This is a genomic window from Flavobacterium sp. W22_SRS_FK3 (genome assembly GCF_052113665.1).
GTDB lineage: Bacteria > Bacteroidota > Bacteroidia > Flavobacteriales > Flavobacteriaceae > Flavobacterium.
Window position 1 is genome coordinate 1 of record NZ_JBGQOF010000053.1, and the last position, 2,364, is coordinate 2,364.

2 protein-coding genes and 1 pseudogene are annotated in these 2,364 nt (G+C 32.5%); 1 reads left to right on the plus strand and 2 read right to left on the minus strand.

The window, feature by feature from the left end:
* Window positions 1–89 precede the first annotated feature (89 nt).
* Window positions 90–731, minus strand: a complete 642-nt coding sequence (locus ACEN2I_RS19835; RefSeq protein WP_441767811.1) for a hypothetical protein — start codon at window positions 729–731, stop codon at window positions 90–92.
* 119 nt (window positions 732–850) lie between these two features.
* Here ACEN2I_RS19835 and ACEN2I_RS19840 point away from each other — a divergent pair.
* Window positions 851–1,128, plus strand: a pseudogene (locus ACEN2I_RS19840) (transposase); the annotation flags it as partial.
* A 228-nt stretch (window positions 1,129–1,356) separates the two neighbouring features.
* On the opposite strand, the gene ACEN2I_RS19845 reads toward ACEN2I_RS19840, so the two are convergent.
* A complete protein-coding gene (locus ACEN2I_RS19845) occupies window positions 1,357–2,169 on the minus strand; it encodes a hypothetical protein (RefSeq protein WP_441767812.1) in 813 nt (270 codons plus the stop codon).
* Between the last annotated feature and the right edge of the window lie 195 nt (window positions 2,170–2,364).

Genomic DNA, 2,364 nt, shown 5'->3' on the forward strand with positions numbered 1-2,364 from the left:
GTTGCGGAATCTCAGCGGTTCCGTTCAACACGAGTTTCATTGTTCGTGCTACGCACGCAACGAAACTCTTGCTGTTATGGGCTGGCAATTTAGCCCGCCCCTGAAATACTTTCAAGATGTAATTTATTTCCGTCAAATTTAAAAATCCACCAAAAATTATGTTCACATATTTCACTTGAATTTTCTGGAATGTCGTCTTCTGAAAGTGTTTTGGATTGGTAATTTCTATTCGAGTTCATATTCATTCTCAATGTGACGATGTCTTTATTTAATTCTATTTGGTAAGAATAAAAGCAAGGTTCAGTTTTAATATAAGCTTCATATTCCAAAGTGTCTTTGTGAGCTAAACTGTCAATCGCGATGTTATGAAACAGATTTTTCAATTGGTCAAGCCAAATGCTTTCAGAAATTGCTTTATAATTTTGTAGGAACATTGTTCTTGTTATCTTGTTTCCGTTTGACTTAAATTGGTCGTTAAATGATTGGTCGTCTAGGTAGATACTGAACGATTCGTCAGAAAGTGGAAATTCAAAAATGTCAGCAATTTTTTCTTTGTCATTAGAAGTAATCGTTTGTTGTAGCTTCTTTAATTCTCCAATTAATGTTTGTGTTTTAGTTGTGTTGGCATTTTGCTCTATGACTTGTGTTCCGCTAGTGGTCTTCGTCTTTTCGGAATTATTACAAGAAACCAAGATTACAAATGTCGTCAATATGATAACTGTCTTTCTCATTAGCTGTGTCGTTTTTGCTTGCCCATAACGTCAGTCTGTGAAAAAACTTCCGTTTTTGTTTTAAACAAATATAGAAAAGTATTGTTTAAAAACAGGATTTTTCGTATTTTTAGTAATGCTATCAGGAGTTTATCAGACGCTTTGCTTTGCATATTTTGCCCAAACGATTCGTAAAAATCCGCCATTATGGTTTTTTGAGCAGTACTTGGAAACGTCAAAAGCTAAAGCTCTTGCAGGAGAAACTACAACAAAAAGTACTAGAGAAATAGAGAAAAAGCCTTTTTTACCTAAGTGTCCCTGTTGCAAAACGGGCAATTTACATCGAATAGCCGTTTTTGACCAGCGAGGTCCACCTGCTTGGTATCTTGGAGGTAGCCAAAATCCCAATCCCTTTTAAAGTTAATTTTATGGGTAAGTGTAGCTATGCCTAAAAGTGAAGGAAAACACGAGAAAACCAAGCAGAAACTACTTCCAAAAAAAAAGAGGCACCATAGCCTCTTGCAATTCTTATAAATTATTTATCGAAAAACCCATAGTTGCGGAATCTCAGCGGTTCCGTTCAACACGGGCTTCATTGTTCGTGCTACGCACGCAACGAATCCCTTAGCTGTTGGTGGTAGTTTTTTTATTTAGTTTCCTTTAATTTTTCCAAAGTATTCTCAAGCCATTCTTCATTTACCTTTTTTAGCTCTTTGTTTTTGATGATTTGTTTTTCAATTAAGTTTATAAAATCTTTGTCATTAAGCTCTTCTATTGATTCCAAAATAAATGACCCAAATTCATCTATATTTTCAAGTTCTCTTTTTAAAATTTCTTTTATTCTTTTGTCTTTTCGTTTAGCCAAGCCAAAAATTGCTTCATCTCTTGTTCCTTCATCTTTGTCATTTGTACGATTCCATAAAGCTTCACGAATTAATTCATTATCTAATTCAATTTGTGTTCCAAGACCAAATGTCGCCCAATCTCTAACATCTGAATCTTTGTCTTTAGATAACTTGATTAAAATATTAACTGCTTCAGTTTTTTCAATAGCTAAAAGTGAAGAAACTAAACTATGTCTAACATTTACACTTTTATGATTTTTATAGGGGGCAATTGATTCAATTTGCTTTTCTGTTAACTTTTCATTGTTATGTCCAATTGCATATAATAAAGAACTTATTACATTTTTGTCAGTTTCGGTTTTGAGTAATTTAAAAAGAGTACTTAAAATTTCTTTTAAATGCAATCTTGGATATCCAAATTGAGCCAAAATATTTATTCCAATAATTTTCTCTTTAGAAACTTCGGATTTAGTTAATTCAACTGCTTTATCAAAAACATCTTCGGTTTTTCGTTTTCTTAATTCACTAATGTATTTCCAATAGTTTTCACTCGTCTTATTTTTTAATAATCGAGAGAATATTTTTTCATTAGAAAATTCAGTGAGTTTATTCAATTTTTAATTTTTCGTTTCGTTCAGGCAAAATTACCGCCAACGTCAGTCTGTGAAAAAACTTCCGTTTTTGTTTTAAACAAATATAGAAGAGTATTGTTTAAAAACAGGATTTTTCGTATTTTAGTAATGCAACATATACAAGGAATTTCCCGCCAACAAATGCGTATTTTTAGTTTAGAAGACGCTATAGCTACA